Source organism: Phyllobacterium sp. 1468, assembly GCF_031455525.1.
Classification (GTDB): domain Bacteria; phylum Pseudomonadota; class Alphaproteobacteria; order Rhizobiales; family Rhizobiaceae; genus Phyllobacterium.
In genome coordinates this window covers 190,588-215,512 of sequence record NZ_JAVDSX010000007.1, presented here as the reverse complement: position 1 = coordinate 215,512, position 24,925 = coordinate 190,588, and the positions used below count along the sequence as shown (strand labels likewise).

The following is a 24,925-nucleotide window of genomic DNA, read 5'->3' as shown; positions in this document are numbered from 1 at the left end:
AAATGGCAAAGACGAGCGCAGTCGAAAAGAACAAGCGCCGCGGTCTTCTGGTAAAGCGTTTCGCTGCAAAGCGTTCGCGCCTGAAGGCTGTCGTGATGAATCAGTCGCTTCCTCTGGATGAGCGCTTCCGCGCCACCATCCAGCTGGCAGAGCTGCCACGCAATTCCGCCAAGGTTCGTATTCGCAACCGTTGCGAAGTTTCGGGCCGTCCGCGCGGTTACTACCGCAAGATCAAAATGTCGCGTATCGCATTGCGCCAGCTGGGTTCGCTCGGCCAGGTGCCTGGCATCGTGAAGTCGAGCTGGTAAGGGAGAAGACAGATGTCTATGACAGATCCTCTCGGCGATATGCTGACCCGTATCCGTAACGCAACGATGCGCAAGAAGGGCAAGGTTTCGACCCCGGCCTCCAAGCTGCGCGCCCGCGTTCTGGATGTTCTTCAGGCTGAAGGCTATATCCGCGGATACAGCCAGGTTGATTTCGACAACGGCAAGTCCGAGATCGAAATCGAACTGAAGTATTTTGAGAACGTGCCGGTGATCCGCGAGATCACCCGTATTTCCAAGCCTGGCCGTCGCGTTTACGTTTCGGTCAAGTCGATCCCGCAGGTTGCGAACGGACTTGGTATTTCGATCCTGTCGACGCCGAAGGGCGTCATGGCAGACCACGAGGCACGTGAACAGAATGTCGGCGGCGAACTGCTCTGCCGTATATTCTAAGCACCGGCTTGAAAAGGTTTGAAAAATGTCTCGTATCGGTAAAAAACCAGTGGCAGTCCCGCAGGGCGTAACAGCCAGCGTAGACGGCCAGACCATCAAGGCCAAAGGCCCGAAGGGTGAACTCAGCTTCGTCGCCAACGACGATGTTGTGGTCAAGTTCGAAGACGGTGCTGTCAGCGTTAATCCGCGTGACGACACCAAGATTGCTCGTTCGAAGTGGGGCATGAGCCGCACCATGGTCGTCAACATCTTCACAGGTGTTAAGGACGGCTTCGAAAAGCGCCTGGAAATCAGCGGCGTCGGCTATCGTGCGGCAATGCAGGGCAAGAACCTGCAGCTGTCGCTCGGCTTCAGCCATGAAGTAGTCTACAAGGTGCCGGAAGGCATCACTGTTGCCGTTCCGAAGCCGACGGAAATCGTCGTGAGCGGTATCGACAAGCAGCAGGTTGGCCAGGTCGCAGCCGAGATTCGCGAATATCGGAGCCCAGAGCCTTACAAGGGCAAGGGCGTGAAATATGCGGGCGAGAAGATCGTTCGTAAAGAAGGTAAGAAGAAGTAAGGAATTCGTGTCATGGCATCGCCGAAAGAAATCATTCAGCGTCGCGCTTCGCGTGTTCGCCGCCAGCTCAAGGCGGTTGCCGGTGACCGTCCGCGGCTCAGCGTCCACCGTTCTTCGAAGAATATCTATGCGCAGGTCATCGACGATGCGCGTGGTCACACAATTGCATCCGCATCCACTCTCGAAGCTGACCTCAAGAGCCAGCTGAAGACCGGTGCAGATTCGGACGCAGCGGCATTGATCGGCAAGCTCGTTGCAGAGCGCGCTGTCAAAGCCGGCATCAAGGAAGTTGTCTTCGATCGTGGCGCTTACATTTACCACGGCCGTGTCAAGGCACTTGCCGAAGCTGCCCGTGAAGCAGGCCTTAGTTTCTAAGACTGGCTTTTAAGGCAAAGTTTCGAAGTCCGGAACTGCGGGGGCTCGCCTCTTGCAAGCCGGACTTTGATAGCGCATAAGCCCCCCTGAACCGGACGGTTTGCGGGAATTCTGCGCAACCAGGACCGTTACTGCGGCCTATGTGGATCCAAGTGGATGCACGGCACGGTAAAAATCATTCGTGCTACCGGAAAAGAAAAAGGAATTAGGAGCATGGCACAGGAAAAGAGAAGCCGCGAAGATCGCGGCCGCAACGAAGAGCGCGATAGCGAATTCGTTGACAAGCTCGTACACATCAACCGCGTCGCCAAGGTCGTCAAGGGCGGCCGGCGTTTCGGCTTTGCTGCTCTCGTCGTTGTCGGCGATCAGAAGGGCCGCGTTGGTTTCGGTCATGGCAAGGCACGCGAAGTGCCGGAAGCGATCCGCAAGGCAACCGAATCGGCCAAGCGCGAAATGATTTTCGTGCCGCTGCGTTCGGGCCGTACCCTTCATCACGATGTTGAAGGTCGTCACGGCGCCGGCAAGGTCCTGCTTCGTGCAGCCACAGCTGGTACAGGTATCATCGCCGGTGGTCCAATGCGCGCCGTCTTCGAGACGCTGGGCGTACAGGACGTTGTTGCCAAGTCGCTCGGGTCGTCGAACCCATACAACATGGTTCGCGCGACATTCGATGCCTTGAAGCACCAGATGCACCCGAAGGACATCGCTGCCCAGCGCGGTATCAAGTATTCGACACTGCAGGCTCGCCGCCGCGATGTGGTCGGTTCGGAAGAATAGGCCATAATTGGCGCAGCAGGGCAGGGCCGCTGGCTCCTGCTCACTGTAGAGACTAAAGGACAAAGTCATGGTTGAGAAGAAGAAGGGTAAGACGGTTACGGTCGAACAGATCGGCAGCCCTATCCGCCGTCCGGCAGAGCAGCGCGCAACGCTGATCGGCCTGGGCCTCAATAAGATGCATCGCCGCCGTACGCTTGAAGATACGCCTTCAATTCGCGGCATGATTGCAAAGGTTCAACATCTCGTCCGCGTTGTGGACGAGGCTTGATACCGGAGATTAGACAAATGAAACTCAATGATCTGAGTGAAAATCCAGGCGCCACCAAGGCACGCAAGCGTGTTGGCCGTGGTATCGGTTCCGGTTCGGGCAAGACGGCCGGCCGCGGTGTCAAGGGACAGAAGTCGCGTTCGGGCGTTGCCATCAACGGTTTCGAGGGCGGACAGATGCCACTTTACCGTCGCTTGCCAAAGCGCGGCTTTACCAACATCTTCTCGAAGAGCTTCAACGTTGTGTCGGTTGGCCGTGTCCAGGCTGCTATCGATGCCAAGAAGCTCGATGCGAAGGCAACGGTTACGCTCGACACCCTCAAGGCTGCCGGTATCATCCGCCGCGCCAAGGATGGCGTGCGTCTCTTGTCGGATGGCGAGATCAAGACGGCTGTGACCTTCGAGGTTGCCGGTGCATCCAAGGCTGCGATCGAAAAGATCGAGAAGGCCGGCGGTACCGTCAAGCTTCCAGTTGCTCCTGCAGCAGCCGAGTAAAAATGACCATACAGGCGGCGTTCTTCGTGATCGCCGCTTGTACCTTTTCTTAAGGGCACATATCTGGGTAGGACCATCGATTCCCGCTGCGGGTAACAAGATGGAGCCCCGAAAGGGCACAGACCGGAGACTATAATGGCTTCAGCCGCTGAACAGCTAGCGTCAAATCTCAATTTCTCTGCTTTCTCGAAGGCCGATGAGCTCAAAAAGCGCATCTGGTTTACGCTTGGCGCATTGCTGGTCTACCGGCTTGGAACATACATCCCGCTACCAGGTATCAACCTTGCCGCCTATGCCCAGGCCTTCAACCACCAGTCGCAGGGCATTCTCGGCATGTTCAACATGTTCGCCGGCGGTGCCGTTGCGCGCATGGCGATCTTTGCACTCGGCATCATGCCCTATATCTCGGCTTCGATCATCGTCCAGCTGATGACGTCGGTCGTTCCGGCGCTTGAGCAGCTGAAAAAGGATGGCGAGCAAGGCCGCAAGGTCATCAATCAGTATACGCGCTATGGCACCGTGCTTCTGGCAACGGTTCAGGCCTACGCGATTGCCGCTGGCCTGCAGGGCAGCCAGGGCATCGTTACCAATCCGGGTCCATTCTTCCTGTTCTCGACGGTTATCACGCTTGTCGGCGGGACCATGTTCCTGATGTGGCTGGGCGAGCAGATTACCGCACGCGGCATCGGCAACGGTATCTCGCTGATCATCTTCTCCGGTATCGTCGCCAATCTGCCGCAGGCCATTTCCGGTACTCTCGAACTCGGCCGTACCGGTGCGCTGTCGACCGGTGTGATTCTGGCGATCATCGTTCTGACCATCGCCGTCATCGGCATCATCGTCTTTGTCGAGCGCGCACAGCGCCGCTTGCTGATCCAGTATCCGAAGCGCCAGGTCGGTAATCGGATGTTCCAGGGCGACACCTCGCATCTGCCGCTGAAGCTGAATACCGCCGGCGTTATTCCGCCGATCTTCGCCTCGTCGCTGCTGCTGTTGCCAGCCACCATTGCCGGCTTCGCGCAGAGCCATCAGATGCCAGCTTGGGCAACGACCATCCTGTCGTCGCTCGGTCATGGCCAGCCTGCCTATATGGCACTTTATGCAGCGATGATCGTTTTCTTCGCCTTCTTCTATACGGCGCTCGTCTTCAATCCGAAGGACACGGCCGACCAGTTGAAGAAACATTCCGGTTTCATCCCCGGTATTCGCCCCGGCGAGCGTACGGCCGAGTATATCGATTATGTTCTCACGCGTGTCACGGTTCTTGGTGCAATCTATCTCGTCGTCATCTGCATGTTGCCTGAGTTCCTGATTTCGTGGGCCGGCGTTCCTTTCTATCTGGGCGGTACGTCGCTGTTGATTGTCGTGAGCGTTACGCTCGATACGGTTGCACAGATCCAGGGTCATCTGATTGCGCACCAGTATGAAGGGCTGATCAAGAAGTCGAAGCTCCGGGGAGGGAAACGCAACAGATGAGATTAATACTTCTCGGACCACCGGGGGCAGGTAAGGGAACTCAGTCTCAGCGCTTGGTAGAAAAATTTGGTGTACCGCAGCTCTCCACGGGGGACATGCTGCGTGACGCAGTGAAGGCCGGAACCGATGTCGGTTTGCGCGCCAAGGCTGTCATGGATGCCGGCAAGCTGGTGTCCGACGAGATCGTCAATGCAATCGTTTCCGAACGCATCGATCAGCCGGATGCGGTCAACGGGTTCATCCTAGACGGTTATCCGAGAACGTTGATCCAGGCAGACGCGGTGGAACAAATGCTGGCCGACAAGGGCCTCGAGCTTGATTGCGTCATCGAGCTCGAAGTCGATGACAACGTCCTCGTCGAGCGTATATCCGGCCGCTATTCCTGCGCGAAATGCGGTACCGGATATCATGACACCAACAAGAAGCCGCATGTGGCAGGTGTCTGCGACAAATGCGGTTCGACGGAATTCAAGCGCCGTCCAGACGACAATGCCGAAACGGTGCGCACGCGCCTCGAGGCGTACTACAAGCAGACCTCGCCGCTGATTGGCTACTACTATGCCAAGGGCAAGCTGAGGAAGGTCGATGGCATGGCCGACATGGACGATGTCACCGCATCGATCGAAAAAATTCTGTCGGATTTATAAGTCTGACATAATTTCATCGAAGGAGTTGACTTTTCACGGCGATTCCTTCAAGTACGGCGCAAATTCGCTTGGGAATATAAAGCGGTCGGCGCCGATCCGGTAAGAGTGGTTCGGGGCTGATCGTTTGTGTTTGTCGCCGAATATAATTTTCATCCCGTCATCTGGCTGCCGCATCGGTCACCCAGCTCTGCCGGTCAACAAGGAGAACAGACGTGGCTCGTATCGCTGGCGTCAACATCCCGACGAACAAGCGCGTTGTCATCGCGCTTCAGTACATTCACGGGATTGGTCAAAAGTTTGCGCAGGAAATCGTCGAGAAGGTCGGCATTCCTGCAGAGCGTCGCGTCAATCAGTTGACCGATGCGGAAGTGTTGCAGATTCGTGAAACAATCGATCGCGATTACCATGTAGAAGGTGATCTGCGCCGTGAAGTTTCCATGAACATCAAGCGTCTGATGGATCTGGGCTGCTACCGCGGCCTGCGTCATCGCCGCTCGCTGCCGGTTCGCGGTCAGCGTACGCATACCAATGCGCGTACCCGCAAGGGTCCTGCCAAGGCAATCGCCGGCAAGAAGAAGTAAGATTTCCGGCGCGGCTCGCTGCGCCGGATTCGCCTTTTCGGGCGAACCAAGTGCTGGTTTCGCACTCTAACTGAAACCGCGGTGTAGCCTCTGGAAATACGGAGGCGTCGAGATCAACTGAAAGGACTACCATGGCCAAAGAAGCCACGCGCGTTCGCCGTCGCGAGCGCAAGAATATTTCGTCGGGCGTTGCCCACGTCAATTCGACATTCAACAATACGATGATCACCATCACGGATGCACAGGGCAATGCGATTGCCTGGTCTTCCGCCGGTGCACAGGGCTTCAAGGGCTCACGCAAGTCCACGCCCTTCGCTGCCCAGATGGCTGCTGAAGATTGTGCCAAGAAGGCGCAGGAACATGGCATGCGCTCGCTCGAAGTCGAGGTTTGCGGACCGGGTTCCGGCCGTGAATCGGCTCTGCGTGCACTGCAGGCTGCCGGTTTCACGATCACATCGATCCGCGATGTAACGCCGATCCCGCACAATGGCTGCCGCCCGCGCAAGCGTCGCCGCGTATAATTTATTGCGACAAGCATAGGCCGCATGAGCTGGCTTTCAGCTCCTCTGCGGTTTCCACGCCTCAATGCCACGATTGGATGGTGGTAAAGGCAAGGATGAAGGAAAAATAGATGATCCAGAAGAACTGGCAAGAATTGATCAAGCCGAACAAGGTCGAGTTCCAGACCTCCGGCTCGAAGACCAAGGCAACGGTCGTCGCCGAGCCGCTTGAACGCGGTTACGGCTTGACGCTCGGCAACGCCTTGCGCCGTGTGCTCCTGTCCTCGCTGCGCGGCGCTGCTGTGACGGCTGTACAGATCGACGGCGTTCTGCATGAATTCTCGTCGATCCCCGGCGTGCGTGAAGATGTGACGGACATCGTCCTCAACATCAAGGAAATCGCTATCCACATGGAGAGCGATGGGCCCAAGCGCATGGTCGTCCGCAAGGAAGGCCCGGGCGTTGTGACAGCTGGCGATATCCAGACTGTTGGCGATATCGAGATCCTCAACCCGGATCACGTTATCTGCACGCTCGATGAAGGCGCTGAAATCCGCATGGAATTCACTGTCAACACCGGCAAGGGCTACGTTCCGGCTGACCGCAACCGCGCAGAAGACGCTCCGATCGGCTTGATCCCGGTCGATAGCCTTTATTCGCCGGTCCGCAAGGTATCCTACAAGATCGAGAACACCCGCGAGGGCCAGGTTCTCGATTACGACAAGCTGATTCTTTCGATCGAGACCGATGGTTCGATCTCCGGTGAAGATGCCGTTGCCTATGCAGCGCGTATTCTCCAGGACCAGCTCGCGATCTTCGTCAACTTCGACGAGCCGCAGAAGGAAGTTCAGCAGGAACAGGTTACCGAACTCGCGTTCAATCCTGCACTGCTCAAGAAGGTCGATGAACTCGAACTTTCGGTTCGCTCGGCAAACTGCCTGAAGAATGATAACATCGTCTACATTGGCGATCTCATTCAGAAGACGGAAGCAGAGATGCTGCGCACGCCGAACTTCGGCCGCAAGTCGCTGAACGAAATCAAGGAAGTTCTCGCTTCCATGGGTCTCCATCTCGGTATGGAAGTTCCTTCATGGCCGCCAGAGAACATCGAAGATCTCGCGAAGCGTTACGAAGACCAGTATTAACAACCCGGGCTCTGCCCGAATTTAAAGCCCGGGCCATGAGCCCGAAAAAGAGAAACTAAGGAGAAGGCTCATGCGCCACGGTAATTCAGGCCGCAAGCTTAACCGGACTGCCAGCCATCGCAAGGCGATGTTTGCCAATATGGCTGCATCACTGATCGAGCATGAGCAGATCGTGACAACGCTGCCCAAGGCCAAGGAAATTCGTCCCATCGTTGAAAAGCTTGTCACACTCGGCAAGCGCGGTGATCTGCACGCTCGTCGTCAGGCTATTTCGGCCATCCGCGATGCCAAGCTCGTAGCCAAGCTGTTCGATACGCTTGCTCCGCGCTATGGCCAGCGCAATGGCGGCTATATCCGCATCATGAAGGCAGGCTTCCGCGCCGGTGACAATGCACCGCTCGCCGTTGTCGAATTCGTCGATCGCGATGTCAACGCCAAGGGTTCCAAGGATTTGGCCCGCGTTGAAGCCGAACGCGAAAACGAAGCCGAAGCAGCGTAAGCAACGCTTCGACCTGGAATTAAGAATTGAGAAGGGGGCTCACGCCCCTTTTTCTGTTTGTCTTGGTGTCGCAAGCGGCTCTAGTCGGACGCTGCTTTCCTGCCTAGCCCTTCGGCGAGCAGTGCTGTTGCCAGCTTATTGAGTGAAACGCCCTCGCGATCGGCGCGTCGGGCAAGGGCTGCATGCAAGGATTTCGGCACGCGCTGGCGCCATTGGCCGCCGTACACTTCGCCGGCCTCGGGCACTGCTCGGCCCAGTTCCTTCAATGTCTCAATATAAGATTTGAGAGCATCCCGATCTTCTTTGAGCGCCGCTTCTGGCGTTTCGCCGTCTGCAATGCATCCGGGGTAGTCGGGAAATTCTACGAGATAACCGGTTCCTTCCTGATCAGTCAGGGGCCTTATTTCAAAACGCGATAATGTTTGGTGCCTAGTTTCCATGTTCTTCCTCAATACGATCGAGCAAGTCCAAGAAGCGCAAAAATATTGCCATGCCTGAACGCCGCTGCGGTTTGCTTAAGCTAGTCCAGAACGCGAGATGGAAACATTGGTCCTTAGGCTAATAGCCTGTTCAGGCTTTACGAACTGCCCATTACCGATCGGCAAGCGCAAGTTTTAAGCCGAGGGCAACAAACGCTCCGGCGAAACTGCGGCGCATCCACGTCAGGATGCGCGGGCGCGAAATGACCTGATCGCGGACCGAGGCCGCGAAAAGGCCGTACCCGACGAACACGACGAAGGTCATCAGCATGAAAGCTGCGCTTAAGGTTAGCATGCGCTGGAGCGGATGCGGCTCCGTGGCGCTGACGAACTGCGGCAGGAAAGCCAGGAAGAAAATCGATAGTTTCGGGTTGAGGATATTGATCAGGATCGCTGTAATCGTCACCTGCATCAGCGACCTTTCTCCGGCTTCGCTGTCGACATTCAGCGAGCCTTTCTCGCGCAATGCGTTCCAGGCCATATAGAGCAGATAGACAACACCCGCATATTTGAAAGTGTGGAAGGCGAGGGCACTGGTGTTTAGAATTGCCGCCAGCCCTCCGATAGCTGCCGCCATGTGCGGAATGATGCCGATGGTGCAGCCAAAAGCCGCCGCCACACTGGCGCGCGCGCCGCGCGCAAGACCTGTCGCCAAGGTGTAGACGACACCCGTGCCGGGCGAGACGACGATGATCAACGAAGTGATGAGGAATTCGAAGCCCACGACTGTTCTCCTTCTGCATGCTCGGAGAATGCACTGAAGCCAATCGGTGGGTGCTCGTCTTGAACAGGATTGCAGCTGGGCGGAAAATCAGGCGAAAGCGGCAGCGTAAGCGCCGGGAGAAAGTCCATACTTGCGCACAAACAGGCGGGTCATGTGGCTCTGATCAGCGAAACCGCTCGTGGCAGCTGCATCGGCCAAAGGCGATCCATTGGCGATGAGACGGCGGGCAAAGTCGATCCGGCGTTGCATGAGATAGCCATGCGGCGTGAAGCCAGTTGCTTTGACAAAACCGCGCAGAACCTGAAATCGGCTCAAGCCGCTCGTTCGTGCAAGATCGGCAAGCGTCACAGGAATAGTCGGCGCGTCATCTATCAAACTCCTTGCACGGTGGATGGCAGCAAACGCTTGGCTTGAACCATCTTGTTCATTGCGTTCGCGAGTAATCGAGGGGAGCAATTGCACCAACAGTTCTTCACGTTGAAGTTCAGGCGAATTGGCGGTTTTCATGATTGCGAAGAGGCGCTGGAAAACAGTCGCGACATTCGCGTCGCTCATCACTGGCCGGATGAACTCGCGGGTCTTGGTGGCGGCCTCATGCATGTCGTCAATGGCTTCGCTGATGATGGCCGGATCGAAATAGAGCATGCGCCATGAACGTCCGGCATCGCCGATGGGCATGCCGTCATGCACCTCGCCCGGGTTGACGGTGATGATGTCGCCCGGACCCGCCTCCACTTGGCCGCGGCCGCTCAAGGATTTCTGCGCGCCCTGATGGATAACGCCGATTCCATATTGCTCGTGCGAATGGCGCGCAAAGGCATGGTTCGTGGCAGCTTCGACCACCTCGATACCGGCAACTCCGCATGGAAATATCCTGAACTGGCCTTTTGGCATGTCCCGATTTCTTATGACACCTGATCCCTTAAACCATACCCCAAACGCAGCGATCGATGAAGATCGCGCCTCACACGTTCATGATGATACCTTTTGTCTCAAATTTGCTTTGTTTCTTCGCTGGTATCTCCCTTCGAAATCATCACATTGATCGAGACACTTGGATTGATTCATCAGGCACCCGGAGATTGATATGCGTTCCAAAACCGTTGCGTCAGTGCGGGCACTCTTCCTTTGCACCGCCATGCTTTCGGGAATGGTTATCCCGCTTCACGCGCAAACGGCAACCGATACGACTAAGCAGTTGCCTACGACACGCAGTGAGTTGCAGCTTTCCTTTGCGCCACTTGTGAAGCAAACCGCGGGCGCCGTTGTGAATGTCTATGCGGCCCATGAGGTGCAAACGCGCTCGCCCTTTGCCGGCGATCCCTTCTTCGAGCAATTCTTCGGCGGCGGACAATTCAACGCACCGCCGCGCGTGCAATCGTCGCTTGGTTCAGGCGTGATTACCGATCCTTCCGGGATCATCGTCACCAACAATCACGTCATCCGCGATGCCGACACGGTGAAAGTGGCACTATCCGATGGACGTGAGTTCGACTCGAAGGTTCTGCTCAAGGATGAATCCACAGATCTTGCAATTTTGAAGATCGACGCGGGCGAGCCATTGCCGTCTTTGGGTTTGGGGGATTCTGACAAGGTCGAAGTTGGCGATCTGGTGCTCGCTATCGGCAATCCCTTCGGCGTCGGCCAGACGGTGACGAGCGGCATAGTTTCGGCGCAGGCGCGCACCCGGGTCGGCATTTCTGATTTCGACTTCTTTATCCAGACCGATGCGGCGATCAATCCCGGCAATTCCGGTGGCGCGCTGATCGGCATGGATGGCAAGCTCATCGGTATCAACACAGCGATATTCTCGCGCTCAGGCGGATCGGTAGGTATCGGTTTTGCCATTCCCGCCAATATGGTACGCGCCGTTGTCGAGACGGCAAAGGGTGGCGCGGACCGGTTCGAGCGGCCCTATATTGGCGCTACTTTCCAGAATGTGACACCCGATGTAGCGGAAGGTCTGGGCATGAAGCAGCCTTATGGTGCACTGGTGACCAATATCACGAAGGGCAGCCCGGCGGAAAAGGGCGGGCTTCTCGTCGGCGACGTGGTTTTAACTGTCGATGATGTGCGGATCGAGAATCCAGATGGTCTCGGCTACCGCCTGACGACGGCCGGAATTGGCAAGGCCGTGAAACTCGGTGTGCTCAGCCGGGCAACGGAAAAGACGGTGACGGTTTCGCTCGAAAAGCCCCGTGCCGACTCCCCCGACAATCAGCTGTTGATCGGGGGCAAGAACCCGCTGTCGGGTGCGCTCGTCCTCAAGCTGACGCCAAGCAGCGCCGCTCGCCTGCAGTTGCCAGCTGACACTGACGGTGTGGCGGTGGACAAGGTGACCCGCAATTCGCCGGCTGCGCGTATAGGTTTACGTCCTGGAGATATCATTCGCGGTGTGAATGGAGTTGAAATCCAGACCATCGCCGAATTGAGCAAGGCGATGTCCAGCGATCCTTCGCTTTGGCGCTTCGAATTCGAACGCGGCGGTGCCATAATACGGCAAATCATTCGCTAGGCGAGGCAAATAGAGAATATGGCTGACCTGTTTTCGGTCAATGACGATCCGGCATTGGACAGGAGCCGGCCGCTTGCCGACCGGTTGCGGCCAAAATCTCTGGGCGAGGTCACTGGTCAGGAGCATCTGACTGGGCCCGAAGGCGCGTTGACGCGGATGATCGCGTCCGGCTCGCTCGGCTCGATGATTTTCTGGGGGCCGCCTGGAACCGGCAAGACGACCGTGGCGCGGCTTCTCGCCAACGAGACGAACCTTGCATTCGAACAGATCTCCGCGATCTTCTCCGGTGTGGCGGACCTGAAAAAGGTCTTCGACATGGCGCGCTCGCGAAAGATGTCAGGCCGTCAGACATTGCTGTTCGTCGACGAAACACATCGCTTCAACCGGGCGCAGCAGGATTCGTTCTTGCCGGTGATGGAGAATGGCACGATCGTCCTCGTCGGCGCGACCACGGAAAACCCGTCCTTTGAATTGAATGCGGCCTTGTTGTCGCGGGCACGGGTGCTGGTGTTTCATCCACATGACGAGGCGAGCCTGACCGCCCTGCTCGAACGCGCGGAAAGTCATGAAGGCAAGGCCCTACCGCTGAACGATGAGGCGCGCGCAAGCCTCGTGCGGATGGCGGACGGTGATGGGCGGGCTATCCTGACGCTTGCCGAAGAAGTTTGGCGGGCGGCACGTGACGGCGAGATCTTCGACGCAGAGAGAGTGCAGCAGATCGTCCAGCGGCGCGCGCCGGTCTACGACAAGAGCCAGGACGGTCATTACAATTTGATCTCGGCGCTGCATAAATCCGTGCGGGGCTCGGACCCTGATGCAGCGCTCTATTACCTTTGCCGGATGTTCGATGCGGGTGAAGACCCGCTCTACCTCGGGCGGCGGCTCGTGCGCATGGCAAGCGAGGACATCGGCATGGCCGATCCACAGGCGCTCGTGATCTGCAATGCCGCCAAGGATGCCTATGACTATCTGGGCTCGCCCGAGGGCGAACTGGCGCTGGCGCAGGCTTGCGTCTATCTCGCCACCGCACCGAAATCCAATGCTGTCTATCTGGCCTATAAGGCGGCAACACGCGCGGCCAAGGAAAACGGATCGCTTGTACCGCCGAAGCATATCCTCAATGCGCCGACGAAACTGATGAAGGGCGAGGGCTACGGCAAGGGTTACGCTTATGACCACGACGAACCCGAGGCTTTTTCAGGCCAGAATTATTTTCCGGAAGCGCTTGGCCGGCAGACGTTTTACGATCCGCCGGAACGCGGGTTCGAGCGCGAGATACGCAAGCGCATCGACTATTGGAACAAGCTGCGGCGGGAACGCGGCGAGGAATAAAGAAAGGCCGCTGAAAAGCGGCCCTTCTTTTTGTGTGCTGTTTGTCCGTTAAGCGGCTTCCGGCTTGCGCGGGAAGGGCGTTACATTGGCCGTATCGTCGTCGAGCTTCAGGCCACCCGCCTTCAGCAGCGAACTGAAGCGGCCGTTCTGGCGCGCCAGGGCATCGAAGCTACCGGACTCGATGATTTCGCCCTGGTCCATGAAGAGCACGATGTCGGCATCGCGGACAGTCGAGAGACGGTGAGCGATGATGAAGGTCGTGCGGTTCTGGCACAGCTTGTCCACCGCAACCTTGACACGTGCTTCCGTCTCGACGTCGAGCGCACTCGTCGCCTCGTCGAGCACGAGGATCGGCGCATCCTTGAGGATGGCGCGGGCGATGGCGACACGCTGACGTTCACCACCGGAGAGCTGCGACCCGCGCTCGCCGACCACGGTACCATAGCCGGCAGACTTCGCGAGAATGAAGTCGCTTGCATCGGCGGCTTCGGCCGCGGCAAGCACATCCTCGTCGCTGGCTTTCGGACGGCCGACACGGATATTGTCTTCGATCGAACGGTTGAACATGCCCGCATCCTGGAACACCGTCGCAATAGCGTTGCGCAGCGAGCGGCGGCTGACCGTACGCGTATCGATACCATCGACCAGGATACGGCCTTCCTTCGGATCGTAAACGCGCTGCAAGAGATTGATCAGCGTCGTCTTGCCGGCACCGGTCGGGCCGACGATAGCGACAGTCTGCCCAGCCTTTGCCTTGAACGAAACGTTCTTCAGGCCCTGCGTCGAATTGGCGAACTCGAAGGAAACATTCTCGAACTCGACGTCGCCGCTGACATTATCGATGTCGTGTGCCGTCTTCGGCTCGACAGCATAGGCAGCCGATGCTTCCATTTCATAGAAATCTTCAAGCTTGGCGCGGGCCGCGAAAATCTGGTTCACGAACGCACTGAGCTGGTCGAGACGACCGATCAGCAGGGTGGCGAAGCCCGTGAATGCCACAACCTGGCCGACACCCATCTCGCCGTGCATGACGAAGTACGAACCGAGAAGCAGAACGACGATCATCGAGATGGTCGATGCCATGCGGTTGATGCCGCTGGCCAAAGCCCACCAGTTCAAAACGGGATACTGCGAATCCAGGAGCTGCTTCGCGTAAGATTGCAGTGCGCGCGTTTCTTCTTCGATGCGATTGTAGCTCTGCAGCACGGAAATGTTGCTCATCGAGTCACTGACGTGACCAAACGCAGTGATGTGATGGCGTTCCACCTGAGCCTGGCCGTCCTTGGTCTTGGCGGTAACCACACGGCTGACGATGACGTACAGACCGCCGAGAACAACCAGCACGGAGGTGAGGCGCCAATCCTGGCTCAACGCGAGCGGGAACAGGAACAGGATACCGACAGCGGTTGCAAGATGCGTGCGCATGAACTCGAGCCACAGACCGAACAAGGTCTCGACGGCGCGCAAAAGCGTATGCAAGGCATTGGATGTTCCGCGTTGATGATGCCAGGCAAGCGGCATGCTGATAACGCGGTTGTAGGATTCCGTGAGCACTGCAAGTTTGCGGCGATGCGCAAGCCGGTCAGCCTCGCGGGAAACGAGTACGTTTGCACCGATGTGAAACAATCCGACGCTGGCCAAAAGGCTCAGAGCCGGTAAAATGGCCGATTTTGTTGCGATGGCCTCGATCACACGTCCCAAGAGCCAAGGCTCGGCAACCATGGTGAGGGCGAGAGCTACGTTGGCGACGCAGATAAACACAGTCGCGCGCTTTTCAGCGCCGAGATATTGGAGCGATTTCCAATAGATGTTTAACAATGACACTTTGCCACTCCGCTACTGGGGCCGCTACTCACGCTGTAGAAATGACACTGCATCAGACTCTTGTGCACCGCAATATTCAATGCTCTAAAGTTAAGCCAGTTCCTCGTTCCTGTGTGGAACATTTTTCTACGTCGCGTAACGTCCCGTGATAATTCAACCAATTGAGTTGGCAACATAAACCGCGCAGGCTGAATGTAAAATGAACGCGATATTACTTGTGGCTTCAGGCGGCGCAATCGGATCTGTCGCGCGGTATCTTGTCGGGGTTGGGATGGCGCGGGCCTTCGGCGTGGCTTTCCCGTACGGGACATTGGCGGTGAATATCATTGGCGGTTTTCTCATGGGACTTTTCATCGAGCTTCTCGCCCGCCGCTTCCAAGGGTCGCCCGAACTGCGGCTCTTCATAGCCATCGGGATTCTGGGCGGCTTCACGACGTTTTCCTCATTTTCGCTGGATGTGGTGGTGCTTTGGCAGCGCGGTGAATTCGGAATTGCCTTTTTTTATGTGCTCGCAAGCGTGATCTTGAGCATCGGCGCGCTGTTTTTTGGATTATGGCTCGCAAGAATGAGCACTTAGTGCTATTCGCACCTCTGATCTAAGAAGGCAGAGTTGATGGCAGCGGTAGAACAGAAGACAGTCGATACGGGTGAGGCCGAAATGCGCCTCGACCGTTGGTTCAAGGTACATTTTCCTGGTTTGGGTTTCGGGCATCTGCAGAAATTGCTGCGGTCCGGCCAGATAAGGATCGATGGATCGCGCGCCAAATCCGACACAAGGCTGCAGGCCGGGCAAACCGTCCGCATTCCGCCTCTGCCGGTCGATTCCAAAGCCGAGGGCCATCTGACCGGCAAGAGCATTCGCGGCCGTGACGACGGCGATGTCCTGAAGCAGATGCTGCTCTATGAAGATCCGAAGGTTTTCGTTTTCAACAAGCCGGCGGGTCTGGCGGTGCAGGGCGGTTCCGGCGTCAATCGTCATGTCGATGACATGCTGGAAGCCTGGCGCAACAAGAAGGGCGAAAAGCCACGGCTTGTCCACCGGCTCGACCGCGACACGTCGGGAGTTCTCGTGGTTGCCCGTACACGCGGCGCCGCGCAGGCGCTGACCGCAGCTTTTCGCGAGCGTGAGACAAAGAAAACCTATTGGGCCCTGGTGAAAGGCATTCCGCGCAAGCGCGAGGACAAGATCACCACCTGGCTCGTCAAGGAAACGACGCCCGATGGCGACCGCATGCGCGTTGCCCAGCACGGCGAACCGGATTCGGATCACGCCGTCTCCTATTATCGTGTGATCGAATCGGCCGGACAGGTTCTGACATGGCTGGAGATGGAACCCTATACGGGCCGCACGCACCAATTGCGCGTGCACGCTGCCTACATTGGTTGCCCGATCATCGGCGACCCCAAATATTTCGAAGCGGATACGAACTGGTCTTTCCCGGGCGGTATCCAGAACCGCTTGCACCTGCACGCGCGCCGGATCCGTATTCCCAACCCGTCGGGCGGCGTCATCGATGTAACTGCGCCATTGCCACCCCATATGGTACAGACATGGAACCTGCTGGGGCTCGATGAGAGCGACGGCGACGAAGACATTTAGCGGGCTGTCACAATGCGCAACGATCTTTTCAACATGGACAAGAAACAGGATCTTTCCGACCCGGATCCTGTTCGCCGCGCGCAGATTCAGTCGAAAATGCCTTTGCCAAAGCGCTTCTACAAAGAGGCCGCCGTTGCCGAACGTGACGGTCAGTTTGCTGTCGAGCTGGACGGTCGCGCGGTCAAGACACCGGCCCGGCAGATGCTCGCACTACCGACGCGAGCCGCGGCGCAGTTGATTGCCGACGAATTTTCCGCGCAGGAAAAGGAAATCGACCCGGCCCAGATGCCAGCAACCCGGCTTGCCAATACAGCGATCGACGGAATCGTAAGTGATCCGCAGGCGGTGCTGGAAGATGTGTTGCGCTTCGCATCATCCGACATGTTGTGCTATCGCGCCGGTTCGCCCGAGCGGCTGGTCAATCGCCAGACCGAACTTTGGGATCCGCTCATCGATTGGGCGGCATCGGACCTTGGCGCACGCTTTGTGTTGGCGGAAGGTGTTATGCATGTGGAGCAGCCGCGCGAGGCGCTCGGCGCTTTCAGTGTGCACCTCGGCCAGTTCAATGACCCGTTCGCCATTGCTGCCCTGCATACGATCACGACACTGACCGGTTCGGCAATCATCGCGCTCGCCGTCGCCAAAGGCAGGATTTCCGGCGCTGAAGCCTGGAGGCTCGCGCATGTTGATGAGGACTGGACGATCGAGCATTGGGGCGAAGACGCCGAAGCCGCTGCCCGCCGCGCTGCGCGTGAGCGCGAGATGACCGCCGCGGTGAAGATGCTGGAAGCTCTAGACACCCGACTCTGACCTTCTGTGAAGTTCAGATCGGATCATGTACGATAGCTCGACCGGCGCGCTTGCCTATGATCGCGATGGGGCGGGCGGCTTTGCCGCCGTCCGTTTGCCAACATTTCGGGGGGCTGTCCCTGACCAACGCCTATTTTATGGTCGCTTGACCGTAGACCGCAAACCGGGCCCCAACTGACCCCGTGCCAACCGGGGACTTTTTGGACCTATTGAAATAAAAAACCCCGGCTCGCACCGGGGTTTTTTTTAAAATCTCGGCCAGATCAGACCGAATAGTACATGTCGTATTCAACCGGATGCGGTGTCATTTCGAAACGCATCACCTCGGCCATCTTCAGTTCGATGAAGGAGTCGATCTGATCGTCATCGAAAACGCCACCGGCCTTCAGGAAGCCGCGATCCTTGTCGAGGCTCTGGAGTGCTTCACGCAGCGAGCCACAGACGGTCGGGATCTTTTTGAGTTCCTTTGCAGGAAGATCATAGAGGTCCTTGTCCATCGGCTGGCCGGGATGGATCTTGTTCTTGATGCCGTCCAGACCGGCCATCAGCATTGCGGCAAAGCCGAGATACGGATTGGCTGTCGGATCCGGGAAACGAATTTCAACACGCTTGGACTTCGGCGAGGAGCCGAACGGAATGCGGCACGATGCCGAGCGGTTACGTGCGGAATAGGCCAGCAGAACCGGAGCTTCATAGCCTGGTACCAGGCGCTTGTAGGAATTGGTCGAGGGGTTTGTGAAGGCGTTGATCGCCTTGGCATGCTTGATGATACCGCCGATGAAGAACAGGCAGCTTTCCGACAGACCGGCATATTCATTGCCGGCGAAAGTCGGCTTGCCGTCTTTCCAGATCGACATGTGAACGTGCATGCCCGAACCATTGTCGCCAAAGACAGGCTTCGGCATGAAAGTCGCTGTCTTGCCATAGGCATTGGCGACCTGATGCACCACGTATTTATAGATCAGCATCTTGTCGGCGTTGCGGGTGAGGGCGTCGAATTTGATGCCAAGCTCGTGCTGTGCTGCAGCCACTTCGTGGTGGTGCTTTTCAACGCGTACGCCCATCTCCGTGAGGACAGTGAGCATCTCCGAACGCATATCCTGCGCGCTATCGATTGGCGGGACAGGAAAATAACCGCCCTTGATGCGCGGACGATGGCCCAGGTTGCCGGTTTCGTAGTCGGTATCGTCGTTCGAGGGCAGTTCGGTAGAGTCGACCTTGAAGCCGGTATTGTAGGGATCCGCCTTGTACTTGACGTCGTCGAAGACGAAGAACTCAGCTTCCGGGCCAACGAAGATGGTGTCGCCGATACCCTCTGCCTTCATGTAGGCTTCGGCTTTCTTGGCCGTGCCGCGCGGATCGCGATTATAGGATTCGCCGGAGATCGGATCGAGAATATCGCAAAGGATAACCATGGTAGACTGCGCGAAAAACGGATCCATGTGAACCGTGTCGGTGTCTGGCATGAGAACCATGTCGGACTCATTGATGGCCTTCCAGCCGGCAATGGAAGAGCCGTCGAACATGACGCCATCGGCGAACATGTCTTCGTCAACTTCAGCAATGTCCATCGTCACGTGCTGCAGCTTCCCCTTGGGATCAGTGAAGCGGAGATCAAGGAATTTTACGTCGTTGTCTTTGATCTGTTTCAGAATATCTTTAGCGGTCGTCATATCAATTTTCCTTGTTAAGCGACGATGATACTGGTTGCCGGCGCGAACGAGCCAGCGGAGGGTATTGGGGGTCAGATGGCGTCGATGCCGGACTCTCCGGTCCGGATACGCACAACTTCTTCAATGTTGGATACAAAGATTTTTCCATCGCCGATACGGCCGGTCTGCGCAGCTTTGCGGATTGCCTCGATGGCGGCCTCGACGGATTCGTCGCCCAGAACGATCTCGACTTTCACCTTCGGCAGGAAGTCGACGACATATTCAGCGCCGCGATACAATTCGGTATGACCTTTTTGACGGCCAAAGCCCTTCGCTTCGGTCACTGTGATGCCCTGAAGCCCCACTTCCTGCAGTGCCTCTTTCACCTCATCCAGTTTGAATGGTTTGATGATGGCTTCGATTTTCTTCATCAGAGAACAATCTCCCTATGCATAGAAACGGGCCTCTTGCCCGCTTTCACTTCAAAAAGCAGGAAGCATGCCAACTCGGTTGAATGGTTTAAATATTTCCACGAACCCGGGTTTATCGCGTGAAGGCGGCAGAAGTTCCGCCCCCTCTGCCTTACGCGTCACCGTAAAACACTAGCGGAGATACAGCAAGATGATGAAAAAATAAGCAGATTGCATCTTTTATAGACAGGGACAGCGCTTCAGCGACTTGAATTATGCGTTCACACGCTGGGTCAGCGCCTGGGCTGCCTGCGGCGCGTGCACTTTGCCTTCGTGGATGAAGTAAACAAAAACGTCGCGAGGCTGCTTTTCCGGGTGCTGCTTGGGAGAGGCGAGTGGCAGGTCATCGGGTACATCGCCCTTTGCCCAATGTTTGACGCGATCTGCCCATTGATCAAGCGCCTTGGCAGGGTAGGCGGTTTCGATGGTATCATCCCCCTTCTGCAGACGGGCATAAACGAAATCAGCAGTCACGTCGGCAATTTCCGGATATTCGACATGTTCGGCATAAACCACTGCCACACCTTTCTGGCGGACGAGGGCAATGAAGTCGGGATCGATGAAGGAAGGATGGCGGACCTCGACCGCATGGCGCAGGGCAAGGCCGGATTCGTTTTTTGGCAAGAGGTCGAGAAAGGCGCCAAAATCATCCGCATCGAACTTTTTTGTCGGTGCAAATTGCCAGACCAGCGGGCCCAGCCGGTCGCCAAGCTCGGCTATACCGGATCTGACGAAGCGCTGAATCGACTCGCCGGCTTCGGCGAGAACGCGGCGGTTGGTGACAAAGCGATTGCCCTTGACCGAGAAAACGAAGCCATCCGGCACCTGGCTGGCCCATTTGGCAAAGGTCTCAGGCTTCTGCGTTCCGTAGTAAGTGCTGTTGATCTCGATCGTCTGCAGGTGCTGGCCTGCATATTCGAGTTCCTTTGTCTTGGAGAGACCTTTTGGATAAAAGGTGCCGCGCCAGGGCTCGAAAATCCAGCCGCCAATCCCCGCCCTTATGGTTCCGCTGGTCATCTCCTTCTCCTCCCTTGAAGATAGATTATTCTGCCGCGGCTTGCGCCTTGTGCCCTGGACGACGGCGCAAAAGCTCCCTGAGGAACTGCCCGGTATAGGAACGCTCGGCCTCGACGATATCCTCGGGCCGGCCGACAGCCACGATCTCACCGCCGCCATCGCCACCGTGCGGTCCAAGGTCGATGACCCAGTCGGCCGTCTTGATGACTTCAAGATTGTGCTCGATCACGACGACTGTGTTGCCCTGGTCGACAAGTTCGTGCAGGACCTCGAGCAGTTTCGCCACGTCGTGGAAATGCAGGCCGGTGGTGGGTTCATCGAGAATATAGAGCGTACGGCCAGTCGCCTTGCGCGACAATTCCTTGGCGAGCTTGATGCGCTGCGCCTCGCCACCTGACAGGGTATTTGCCTGCTGGCCCACATGGATATAGCCGAGGCCGACCTTGGCCAGCGTTTGCAGCTTGTCGCGCACGGCGGGGACGGCGGCAAAGAATTCCGCACCTTCCTCGACGGTCATGTCGAGAACGTCAGCGATCGACTTGCCCTTGAACAGAACCTCCAGCGTCTCGCGATTGTAGCGCTTGCCGTGACACACATCGCAGGTGACATAGACATCCGGCAGGAAGTGCATCTCGATCTTGATCACGCCGTCACCCTGGCACGCCTCGCAGCGCCCACCCTTGACGTTGAACGAGAAGCGGCCGGGCTGGTAGCCGCGTGCTTTTGCTTCCGGAAGACCGGCAAACCAGTCGCGGATCGGGGTAAATGCACCCGTATAGGTTGCAGGATTGGAGCGGGGCGTGCGGCCAATCGGCGACTGATCGATATCGATGACCTTGTCGAGAAATTCGAGCCCGTCGATGCGGTCATGGTCGGCAGGATGTTCGCGCGAACCCATGATGCGGCGTGAGGCAGCCTTGAACAGCGTCTCGATCAGGAAAGTCGATTTGCCGCCGCCCGACACGCCGGTAACGGCGGTGAAGGTGCCGAGCGGAATCTCAGCCGAGACGTTTTTCAGATTGTTGCCGCGCGCCCCGACGATCTTGATGCGCTTCTTGTTGATCTTGCGCCGCTCGGAAGGCACCGCAACTTCGATCTCGCCGGACAGATACTTGCCGGTCAGGGATTTCGGGCTGGCCATGATATCGGCAGGCGAGCCCTGCGCAATGATCTCGCCGCCATGGATGCCAGCAGCCGGGCCGATATCGACGACATAATCGGCCGTGAGGATTGCATCTTCGTCATGCTCGACGACGATGACGGTGTTACCGAGATCGCGCAGGTGACGCAGGGTCTTCAACAACTGCTCGTTGTCTCGCTGATGCAGGCCGATGGACGGTTCATCGAGCACATAAAGCACGCCGGTCAAGCCCGAACCGATCTGCGAAGCCAATCGGATGCGCTGGCTTTCACCACCCGATAGCGTGCCGGAATTGCGCGACAATGCCAAATAGTCGAGCCCGACATCGTTGAGGAAGCGCAGGCGCTCGCGGATCTCCTTGAGGATGCGCGCGGCGATTTCCGTCTGCTTTTCATTGAATGTCTTGTCGATGTCGCGGAACCACGCATCCGCATGGCGAATGGATTTCTCGGTCACCTGACCGATATGCAGACCACCGATCTTGACTGCGAGAGCCTCGGGCTTGAGCCGGTAGCCATTGCAGGCAGGGCAGGGTGTCCCGGACATGAAACGCTCTATCTCCTCGCGCGACCAGGCGGAGTCCGTCTCCTTCCAGCGGCGCTCGAGATTGGGAATGACACCTTCGAACGGTTTGGTGGTGCGATAAGAACGCAGGCCGTCATCATAGGCGAACTGAACCTCGCGGCTGCCCGTACCGTAGAGAATGGCTTCTTGGGCTTCCTCGCTCAGATCGCGCCACCGATCACCCAGTTTGAATCCGTAGGCTGCACCGAGCGCATCCAGCGTCTGGTTGTAGTAAGGCGAACTCGACTTCGACCACGGAGCGATGGCGCCACCTTTCAGTGTAAGGCTTTCGTCGGGCACGATCATCGTCGGATCGATGGCCTTTTGTGTGCCCAGACCATCGCAGGTCGGGCATGCGCCGAAGGGATTGTTGAACGAAAACAGCCGCGGCTCGATCTCCGAAATGGTAAAACCCGAAACCGGACAGGCAAACTTTTCCGAGAACATCAGCCGTTCATGGGTATCGTTCTTGGATTTGTTGGCGGATTCGCTGGCCGTCTCGTCGGCCGGAAGCGGTTTGTCGGCAAATTCCGCAACGGCGATGCCGTCGGCAAGTTTCAGGCAGGTCTCGAGACTGTCGGCAAGACGAGCCGACATATCCGGCCGCACGACGATGCGATCCACCACGACATCGATGTCGTGCTTGTATTTCTTGTCGAGCGCCGGGACGTCGGCAATCTCGTAGAAAATGCCGTCCACCTTGACGCGCTGGAAGCCGCGCTTCTGCAGGTCGGCGAGTTCCTTGCGGTATTCACCCTTCCGGCCACGGACAATCGGCGCGAGAATGAACAGACGCGTGCCTTCTTCGAGGGCCAGCACACGATCTACCATCTGGCTGACCGTCTGGCTTTCGATTGGCAGACCGGTGGCGGGAGAATAAGGAATGCCGACACGCGCATAGAGTAGGCGCAGATAATCATAAATCTCGGTGACAGTGCCTACCGTCGATCGTGGGTTGCGGCTGGTTGTCTTCTGCTCGATGGAAATCGCCGGCGACAGGCCGTCGATCTGGTCGACGTCAGGCTTCTGCATCATCTCGAGAAACTGCCGCGCATAGGCGGACAGGCTTTCGACATAACGCCTCTGCCCTTCTGCATAGATCGTATCGAACGCGAGCGACGACTTGCCCGATCCTGACAGGCCGGTCATGACAATCAGCTTGTCGCGCGGCAGATCAAGATCGATGTTCTTCAAATTATGTTCGCGAGCACCGCGAATGGAAATGTACTTCTGATCGCTCATATGTGTTTGCCTTTGAGAGGGCGCGCTGTTTGGAAGGAGTTATAGCCCTCGGTGAGCGGCTTTCCTATATTTAGAAAGTCTTCTCCGGTTTACGAGGTCCTGACCCTAACCCTATGGGAATCACCATAGCCATGTTGACATTGTTAGAGCAAGTGATAGAACAAAAATAGAACAAACTGTGGGTGCTCTCCTGACATGGTGCTGACAGGGTGTGAAAGCGGTCTTGTTCAAGCCTTGGCGGAAAAAACGAGGTGCGTGGCGGTTCGTGAATGCGTCGGAAGCGTGACAAGTCTCCTGACAAATCTGGCAGGAGGGTTTTGCGGGCTGTCGATGCGAGCTTGGAGCCGGACTGTATATTGTGGATAGCGGTAATCAGTTGCCCCGTCTTGAATGCCGCTTCTGTATGATGGCGAAAATTTTAAAAGCGGAATTTATGGAGTTCAGATCATGGCAGGCAGTGTCAACAAGGTCATTTTGGTAGGAAATCTTGGCGCTGACCCGGAAGTCCGGCGGCTCGGTTCTGGCGATCCGGTCGTCAACCTTCGCATTGCAACGTCGGAAAGCTGGCGCGACAAGAACAGCGGCGAGCGCAAGGAAAAGACCGAATGGCACAGCGTGGTTATCTTCAATGACAATCTCGCCAAGGTGGCCGAGCAGTACCTTAAGAAGGGCATGAAGGTTTATCTCGAAGGTGCTCTGCAGACTCGCAAATGGCAGGATCAGACTGGTAACGACCGTTATTCGACTGAAGTCGTCCTGCAGAAGTTCCGTGGCGAATTGCAGATGCTCGACTCACGCGGTGAAAATGCCGGCGGCGGACGTTCGTTCGACAATTCGGGCCGCGGGCAGGTTTCGGACAATGATGGTTCGGATTTTGGCCGTTCCAGTGCATCGTCGAGCAGTTCCTCGAGTGCAGGCGGTAATTTCTCGCGCGATCTCGACGACGAAATCCCGTTCTGAGATCCAGATCCAACAAGACCCGAATGCACGACACAGCGCCCAGTCATGATCAGTGATCTGGGCGTTTATACGGGGCTATTCGCCATAGCCTTCGCTGCGGCGACTGTCCTGCCCATGCAGTCGGAGGCGGCACTCGCCGGACTTCTCCTCAGCAACTCATATTCGCCAGCGGCGCTGATAGTGGTGGCCAGTATCGGTAACGTCCTGGGCTCGGTGATCAACTGGCTGCTTGGCCGCGGCATAGACAGGTTTCGCGATCGCAAATGGTTTCCCGCCAGCCACGCGCAACTCGATCGCGCCGCCTCCTGGTATCATCGCTATGGCAGGTGGACGCTGCTCTTGAGCTGGGCGCCGATCATTGGCGATCCGCTGACAGTGGCAGCGGGCGCTTTGCGGGAACCCTTGCCAAGCTTCCTGGTCCTCGTAACAATCGCAAAAACCACGCGTTATATAGTCGTTTTCATGCTGACACAGGGGTGGCAGCTCACATGAGTGACGAGAGCGGTCAAGATTTCGCCATCTCCTGTGTCACGATGAGCTCGTCAATCCCGACGA

At 57.2% G+C, this 24,925-nt stretch carries 28 protein-coding genes; 20 read left to right on the top strand and 8 right to left on the bottom strand.

Annotated features, from left to right (window positions below):
• The first annotated feature begins 2 nt into the window (after positions 1 to 2).
• From rpsN to rplQ, 13 genes are all read left to right on the top strand, one after another.
• Entirely contained in the window at positions 3 to 308 is a 306-nt protein-coding gene (rpsN, locus tag J2X72_RS19370; RefSeq protein WP_106716802.1) for a 30S ribosomal protein S14, read from the top strand.
• 12 nt (positions 309 to 320) lie between these two features.
• Complete coding sequence (gene rpsH, locus J2X72_RS19365; protein ID WP_106716801.1) at positions 321 to 719, top strand: 30S ribosomal protein S8; 399 nt, start codon at positions 321 to 323, stop codon at positions 717 to 719.
• A gap of 25 nt (positions 720 to 744) precedes the next feature.
• Positions 745 to 1,278: a 50S ribosomal protein L6 gene (rplF, locus tag J2X72_RS19360; protein ID WP_210004314.1), complete on the top strand. Its 534-nt coding sequence runs from the start codon at positions 745 to 747 to the stop codon at positions 1,276 to 1,278.
• A 12-nt stretch (positions 1,279 to 1,290) separates the two neighbouring features.
• Positions 1,291 to 1,653 carry a 50S ribosomal protein L18 gene (rplR, locus tag J2X72_RS19355; protein WP_210004311.1) on the top strand — a complete coding sequence of 121 codons (363 nt, stop codon included), beginning with the start codon at positions 1,291 to 1,293 and terminating at the stop codon, positions 1,651 to 1,653.
• A gap of 213 nt (positions 1,654 to 1,866) precedes the next feature.
• Positions 1,867 to 2,430: a 30S ribosomal protein S5 gene (gene rpsE / locus J2X72_RS19350; protein ID WP_091922984.1), complete on the top strand. Its 564-nt coding sequence runs from the start codon at positions 1,867 to 1,869 to the stop codon at positions 2,428 to 2,430.
• Between the two features lie 67 nt (positions 2,431 to 2,497).
• Entirely contained in the window at positions 2,498 to 2,698 is a 201-nt protein-coding gene (rpmD, locus tag J2X72_RS19345) for a 50S ribosomal protein L30 (protein WP_106663217.1), read from the top strand.
• 17 nt (positions 2,699 to 2,715) lie between these two features.
• Entirely contained in the window at positions 2,716 to 3,192 is a 477-nt protein-coding gene (rplO, locus tag J2X72_RS19340) for a 50S ribosomal protein L15 (RefSeq protein WP_310074625.1), read from the top strand.
• 135 nt (positions 3,193 to 3,327) lie between these two features.
• The gene (gene secY / locus J2X72_RS19335) at positions 3,328 to 4,668 is read left to right on the top strand and encodes a preprotein translocase subunit SecY (RefSeq protein WP_210004292.1); all 1,341 of its coding nucleotides are present in this window, start codon (positions 3,328 to 3,330) and stop codon (positions 4,666 to 4,668) included.
• Complete coding sequence (locus tag J2X72_RS19330; protein ID WP_210004289.1) at positions 4,665 to 5,315, top strand: adenylate kinase; 651 nt, start codon at positions 4,665 to 4,667, stop codon at positions 5,313 to 5,315. Before secY ends, J2X72_RS19330 begins: the two co-directional genes overlap by 4 nt.
• 212 nt (positions 5,316 to 5,527) lie before the next feature.
• On the top strand, positions 5,528 to 5,896 hold the full coding sequence (rpsM, locus tag J2X72_RS19325; RefSeq protein WP_008124949.1) for a 30S ribosomal protein S13: 369 nt from the start codon (positions 5,528 to 5,530) through the stop codon (positions 5,894 to 5,896).
• A gap of 131 nt (positions 5,897 to 6,027) precedes the next feature.
• Positions 6,028 to 6,417 (top strand): 30S ribosomal protein S11, encoded by a 390-nt coding sequence (gene rpsK, locus J2X72_RS19320; RefSeq protein ID WP_008124952.1) that lies wholly within the window; start codon positions 6,028 to 6,030, stop codon positions 6,415 to 6,417.
• A 110-nt stretch (positions 6,418 to 6,527) separates the two neighbouring features.
• On the top strand, positions 6,528 to 7,541 hold the full coding sequence (locus J2X72_RS19315) for a DNA-directed RNA polymerase subunit alpha (RefSeq protein WP_106716793.1): 1,014 nt from the start codon (positions 6,528 to 6,530) through the stop codon (positions 7,539 to 7,541).
• A gap of 70 nt (positions 7,542 to 7,611) precedes the next feature.
• Positions 7,612 to 8,040: a 50S ribosomal protein L17 gene (gene rplQ, locus J2X72_RS19310; RefSeq protein ID WP_114429386.1), complete on the top strand. Its 429-nt coding sequence runs from the start codon at positions 7,612 to 7,614 to the stop codon at positions 8,038 to 8,040.
• Positions 8,041 to 8,120: 80 nt separating this feature from the next.
• Here the strand turns inward: rplQ and J2X72_RS19305 are convergent, their stop codons facing one another.
• From J2X72_RS19305 to J2X72_RS19295, 3 genes are all read right to left on the bottom strand, one after another.
• Positions 8,121 to 8,480 carry a type II toxin-antitoxin system HicB family antitoxin gene (locus J2X72_RS19305; RefSeq protein ID WP_310074618.1) on the bottom strand — a complete coding sequence of 120 codons (360 nt, stop codon included), beginning with the start codon at positions 8,478 to 8,480 and terminating at the stop codon, positions 8,121 to 8,123.
• A gap of 151 nt (positions 8,481 to 8,631) precedes the next feature.
• Positions 8,632 to 9,243, bottom strand: coding sequence for a LysE family translocator (locus tag J2X72_RS19300; RefSeq protein ID WP_310074615.1), 612 nt, complete (start codon positions 9,241 to 9,243; stop codon positions 8,632 to 8,634).
• Positions 9,244 to 9,330: 87 nt separating this feature from the next.
• Complete coding sequence (locus J2X72_RS19295) at positions 9,331 to 10,137, bottom strand: AraC family transcriptional regulator (RefSeq protein WP_310074613.1); 807 nt, start codon at positions 10,135 to 10,137, stop codon at positions 9,331 to 9,333.
• Between the two features lie 244 nt (positions 10,138 to 10,381).
• On the opposite strand from J2X72_RS19295, the gene J2X72_RS19290 reads away from it, so the two are divergent.
• Both J2X72_RS19290 and J2X72_RS19285 read left to right on the top strand, forming a co-directional pair.
• Positions 10,382 to 11,758, top strand: coding sequence for a DegQ family serine endoprotease (locus J2X72_RS19290; protein WP_310074659.1), 1,377 nt, complete (start codon positions 10,382 to 10,384; stop codon positions 11,756 to 11,758).
• 18 nt (positions 11,759 to 11,776) lie between these two features.
• Positions 11,777 to 13,090, top strand: a complete 1,314-nt coding sequence (locus tag J2X72_RS19285) for a replication-associated recombination protein A (protein ID WP_310074611.1) — start codon at positions 11,777 to 11,779, stop codon at positions 13,088 to 13,090.
• A gap of 48 nt (positions 13,091 to 13,138) precedes the next feature.
• Here J2X72_RS19285 and J2X72_RS19280 read toward each other — a convergent pair whose 3' ends face one another.
• A complete protein-coding gene (locus J2X72_RS19280) occupies positions 13,139 to 14,914 on the bottom strand; it encodes a glucan ABC transporter ATP-binding protein/ permease (protein ID WP_210004258.1) in 1,776 nt (591 codons plus the stop codon).
• A 199-nt stretch (positions 14,915 to 15,113) separates the two neighbouring features.
• Here J2X72_RS19280 and crcB point away from each other — a divergent pair, with 199 nt between their 5' ends.
• The 3 genes from crcB to J2X72_RS19265 are packed head-to-tail and all read left to right on the top strand — an operon-like array spanning position 15,114 to position 17,324.
• A complete protein-coding gene (gene crcB, locus J2X72_RS19275; protein ID WP_310074608.1) occupies positions 15,114 to 15,491 on the top strand; it encodes a fluoride efflux transporter CrcB in 378 nt (125 codons plus the stop codon).
• 36 nt (positions 15,492 to 15,527) lie between these two features.
• On the top strand, positions 15,528 to 16,514 hold the full coding sequence (locus J2X72_RS19270; RefSeq protein WP_310074606.1) for an RluA family pseudouridine synthase: 987 nt from the start codon (positions 15,528 to 15,530) through the stop codon (positions 16,512 to 16,514).
• A 12-nt stretch (positions 16,515 to 16,526) separates the two neighbouring features.
• Positions 16,527 to 17,324: an ATP12 family chaperone protein gene (locus tag J2X72_RS19265; RefSeq protein WP_310074605.1), complete on the top strand. Its 798-nt coding sequence runs from the start codon at positions 16,527 to 16,529 to the stop codon at positions 17,322 to 17,324.
• Positions 17,325 to 17,587: 263 nt separating this feature from the next.
• Here J2X72_RS19265 and glnA read toward each other — a convergent pair whose 3' ends face one another.
• The 4 genes from glnA to uvrA form a co-directional block, all read right to left on the bottom strand.
• Complete coding sequence (glnA, locus tag J2X72_RS19260; RefSeq protein ID WP_210004245.1) at positions 17,588 to 18,997, bottom strand: type I glutamate--ammonia ligase; 1,410 nt, start codon at positions 18,995 to 18,997, stop codon at positions 17,588 to 17,590.
• A 71-nt stretch (positions 18,998 to 19,068) separates the two neighbouring features.
• Positions 19,069 to 19,407, bottom strand: a complete 339-nt coding sequence (locus J2X72_RS19255) for a P-II family nitrogen regulator (RefSeq protein ID WP_008123000.1) — start codon at positions 19,405 to 19,407, stop codon at positions 19,069 to 19,071.
• 252 nt (positions 19,408 to 19,659) lie between these two features.
• On the bottom strand, positions 19,660 to 20,463 hold the full coding sequence (locus tag J2X72_RS19250; protein ID WP_310074594.1) for a DUF72 domain-containing protein: 804 nt from the start codon (positions 20,461 to 20,463) through the stop codon (positions 19,660 to 19,662).
• A 25-nt stretch (positions 20,464 to 20,488) separates the two neighbouring features.
• Positions 20,489 to 23,410, bottom strand: coding sequence for an excinuclease ABC subunit UvrA (gene uvrA / locus J2X72_RS19245; RefSeq protein ID WP_310074592.1), 2,922 nt, complete (start codon positions 23,408 to 23,410; stop codon positions 20,489 to 20,491).
• Positions 23,411 to 23,857: 447 nt separating this feature from the next.
• Here uvrA and J2X72_RS19240 point away from each other — a divergent pair, with 447 nt between their 5' ends.
• Together J2X72_RS19240 and J2X72_RS19235 are read left to right on the top strand one after the other, a co-directional pair.
• Positions 23,858 to 24,370 carry a single-stranded DNA-binding protein gene (locus J2X72_RS19240; protein ID WP_210004232.1) on the top strand — a complete coding sequence of 171 codons (513 nt, stop codon included), beginning with the start codon at positions 23,858 to 23,860 and terminating at the stop codon, positions 24,368 to 24,370.
• Positions 24,371 to 24,418: 48 nt separating this feature from the next.
• A complete protein-coding gene (locus J2X72_RS19235) occupies positions 24,419 to 24,862 on the top strand; it encodes a YqaA family protein (RefSeq protein ID WP_310074656.1) in 444 nt (147 codons plus the stop codon).
• Positions 24,863 to 24,925: the final 63 nt, after the last annotated feature.

Excerpts from the sequence above, each read along its gene's own strand:
- J2X72_RS19265 (WP_310074605.1), top strand. The coding sequence starts at position 16,527 with ATGCGCAACGATCTTTTCAACATGGACAAGAAACAGGATCTTTCCGAC.
- J2X72_RS19305 (WP_310074618.1), bottom strand. The coding sequence starts at position 8,480 with ATGGAAACTAGGCACCAAACATTATCGCGTTTTGAAATAAGGCCCCTG.
- J2X72_RS19330 (WP_210004289.1), top strand. The coding sequence starts at position 4,665 with ATGAGATTAATACTTCTCGGACCACCGGGGGCAGGTAAGGGAACTCAG.
- crcB (WP_310074608.1), top strand. The coding sequence starts at position 15,114 with ATGAACGCGATATTACTTGTGGCTTCAGGCGGCGCAATCGGATCTGTC.
- secY (WP_210004292.1), top strand. The coding sequence starts at position 3,328 with ATGGCTTCAGCCGCTGAACAGCTAGCGTCAAATCTCAATTTCTCTGCT.
- J2X72_RS19295 (WP_310074613.1), bottom strand. The coding sequence starts at position 10,137 with ATGCCAAAAGGCCAGTTCAGGATATTTCCATGCGGAGTTGCCGGTATC.
- rpmD (WP_106663217.1), top strand. The coding sequence starts at position 2,498 with ATGGTTGAGAAGAAGAAGGGTAAGACGGTTACGGTCGAACAGATCGGC.
- J2X72_RS19290 (WP_310074659.1), top strand. The coding sequence starts at position 10,382 with ATGCTTTCGGGAATGGTTATCCCGCTTCACGCGCAAACGGCAACCGAT.
- rpsK (WP_008124952.1), top strand. The coding sequence starts at position 6,028 with ATGGCCAAAGAAGCCACGCGCGTTCGCCGTCGCGAGCGCAAGAATATT.
- rplO (WP_310074625.1), top strand. The coding sequence starts at position 2,716 with ATGAAACTCAATGATCTGAGTGAAAATCCAGGCGCCACCAAGGCACGC.
- uvrA (WP_310074592.1), bottom strand. The coding sequence starts at position 23,410 with ATGAGCGATCAGAAGTACATTTCCATTCGCGGTGCTCGCGAACATAAT.
- J2X72_RS19315 (WP_106716793.1), top strand. The coding sequence starts at position 6,528 with ATGATCCAGAAGAACTGGCAAGAATTGATCAAGCCGAACAAGGTCGAG.
- rpsH (WP_106716801.1), top strand. The coding sequence starts at position 321 with ATGTCTATGACAGATCCTCTCGGCGATATGCTGACCCGTATCCGTAAC.
- glnA (WP_210004245.1), bottom strand. The coding sequence starts at position 18,997 with ATGACGACCGCTAAAGATATTCTGAAACAGATCAAAGACAACGACGTA.
- J2X72_RS19250 (WP_310074594.1), bottom strand. The coding sequence starts at position 20,463 with ATGACCAGCGGAACCATAAGGGCGGGGATTGGCGGCTGGATTTTCGAG.
- J2X72_RS19255 (WP_008123000.1), bottom strand. The coding sequence starts at position 19,407 with ATGAAGAAAATCGAAGCCATCATCAAACCATTCAAACTGGATGAGGTG.
- rpsN (WP_106716802.1), top strand. The coding sequence starts at position 3 with ATGGCAAAGACGAGCGCAGTCGAAAAGAACAAGCGCCGCGGTCTTCTG.
- J2X72_RS19285 (WP_310074611.1), top strand. The coding sequence starts at position 11,777 with ATGGCTGACCTGTTTTCGGTCAATGACGATCCGGCATTGGACAGGAGC.
- J2X72_RS19240 (WP_210004232.1), top strand. The coding sequence starts at position 23,858 with ATGGCAGGCAGTGTCAACAAGGTCATTTTGGTAGGAAATCTTGGCGCT.
- rpsE (WP_091922984.1), top strand. The coding sequence starts at position 1,867 with ATGGCACAGGAAAAGAGAAGCCGCGAAGATCGCGGCCGCAACGAAGAG.
- rplQ (WP_114429386.1), top strand. The coding sequence starts at position 7,612 with ATGCGCCACGGTAATTCAGGCCGCAAGCTTAACCGGACTGCCAGCCAT.
- rplF (WP_210004314.1), top strand. The coding sequence starts at position 745 with ATGTCTCGTATCGGTAAAAAACCAGTGGCAGTCCCGCAGGGCGTAACA.
- J2X72_RS19270 (WP_310074606.1), top strand. The coding sequence starts at position 15,528 with ATGGCAGCGGTAGAACAGAAGACAGTCGATACGGGTGAGGCCGAAATG.
- rplR (WP_210004311.1), top strand. The coding sequence starts at position 1,291 with ATGGCATCGCCGAAAGAAATCATTCAGCGTCGCGCTTCGCGTGTTCGC.